Annotated in this window: 2 protein-coding genes; both read right to left on the bottom strand. The window is 34.2% G+C overall.

The genetic code is table 11. The features are described from left to right. Positions 1-174 precede the first annotated feature (174 nt). Positions 175-690 carry a hypothetical protein gene (locus WBN21_RS02220; RefSeq protein ID WP_424197674.1) on the bottom strand — a complete coding sequence of 172 codons (516 nt, stop codon included), beginning with the start codon at positions 688-690 and terminating at the stop codon, positions 175-177. A 41-nt stretch (positions 691-731) separates the two neighbouring features. Then, on the bottom strand, positions 732-1,747 hold a 1,016-nt coding region (locus tag WBN21_RS02225; protein ID WP_424197675.1), incomplete at its 5' end, for a DNA cytosine methyltransferase.

Consider the following 1,747-nt stretch of genomic DNA (forward strand, 5'->3'; position numbering starts at 1 on the left):
CGGCAGGCAGGTTACCACAAGGGTCGCGCTATCCACTATATCTTTTAAATAGAAAAATCCCGCAACATTAATGCGGGATTTTTCTATTTAAAAGGATGTCGTTTCTATCGCTAACGCATCTGTTTGCTAACTTCTTTTTTAAAGTTAAGGTTGGTTTTGCTTTTATGAGGTTGTTTAAAACATATTTTCTTTAAACTCATTTAGTTCATTAATTGGTAAAATGGTAGCATTAGCTTTTACAAATTTAAACTTACCAAAATCTTTCCCTTTTTTTACAAATTCCCCTTTTTCAAAAAAATCATCACAAGCAATCCACCCAAGGAGCCAGCCTTTGCTGTAATCATTCAAAATTCTTAAGAAAATATAAAAATCAGCATCCTGTTTGTAAACGCCTGACAAATCATGCGAATTCACCGTACACCAATAATCAGGCTTCGGTTTAAACTTGCAAGTAATCGTTTTAACTTCAAGCTTTTTACCTTTATTAGAAATTAAATCATAATGATATTTGTCTTCATCATTCTTGAGTCCCAAATATTTCATTATAATTCTTTCACCAATGTAACCAACTAAAATTCTATCCCTTTCAGATCCAAATTTGCTCAATCCTAAATTATCATGAGTATTTACATGCTCTAATTTCGAATTAGCATAATCAATAATATCTGGGGTTATTAAAATTTCAATCATAAAAGGAGTAAAATTTCACGTTTAGTACTAGATTTTAAATATTAGTCTAAATATTTTTTAATCGCCAAAGCAACCGCTTTTGCTAAAAAAGGTGGCACGGCATTTCCTGTTTGCACTCTAGCTTGAACCGTTCCACCTTTAACAACAAAATTATCAGGAAAACTCTGTATTCTACATCTTTCACGTATAGATAAACCTCTATTATCTATAGGGTGCCCAAGTTGAAACTGAGGCCTGATACCTCCAGAAACTTGAGTCGGACTCAAAATATCCCAGGCCAACCGTATGCGTTGTTTAAACTTTTCGTACATAGGTTCACCTGGTATTGTGTTTTTTATTCTATCAATTGTTGCTAGCGGATGGTTTGGTGCCGTATGCCCTGTAAAACTGCCATTGGTATTTAAGCGCATTAATTTTTGATAATCACTAAAAGGCTCAGATTTATAAGTCGTTTTGGTTTCTTTAGTTTTTAAAGAAGGTAAATCGCCAATAGCCTCTTTTATGTTGATATAATCTTTTGACGTTTCAAGTCCGTGGGTTTTAATAATGTCTTTAAAATCGAATTCTTTATCCCTAATCCCAACAAATATTAATCGTTTTCTTTTCTGCGGTACACCGTAATCTGGAGCATAAAGTAATTCACTTTTTACTTGCATGTTTCCAATGTCACTTAAATGGGTTTCAATGTCTTTAACGAAACTTCCAACACTTTTCATCCCAGACACATTTTCTAAAACAACCACTTTTGGTTGTAAAATTTCAACAAATCGGGCAAACTCCATATACATAAAGTTTCTATCATCTTGCTCGTGCCTTTTTCTGTTGTTTAGCGAAAACCCTTGACACGGAATCCCGCCAATAAGCACATCCAGTTGTCGTCCATTAAGCAGTTCTTTTATTACCTCAGGATTTACTTTTTTAACATCGCCAATAATGGTTGAACAATTTGGGTGATTTGCTTGAAACGTTTTTATTGATGGCGTATGAATATCGCAACCCAAAATCGTCTCAAATCCAGCCATTTCAAATCCTAATGAAGTGCCACCACAACCACAAA

The organism is Algibacter sp., assembly GCF_049667265.1.
Classification (GTDB): domain Bacteria; phylum Bacteroidota; class Bacteroidia; order Flavobacteriales; family Flavobacteriaceae; genus Algibacter_B.

Bases quoted from the DNA above. Each gene is read 5' to 3' on its own strand.
- WBN21_RS02220 (WP_424197674.1), bottom strand. From the start codon at position 690: ATGATTGAAATTTTAATAACCCCAGATATTATTGATTATGCTAATTCG.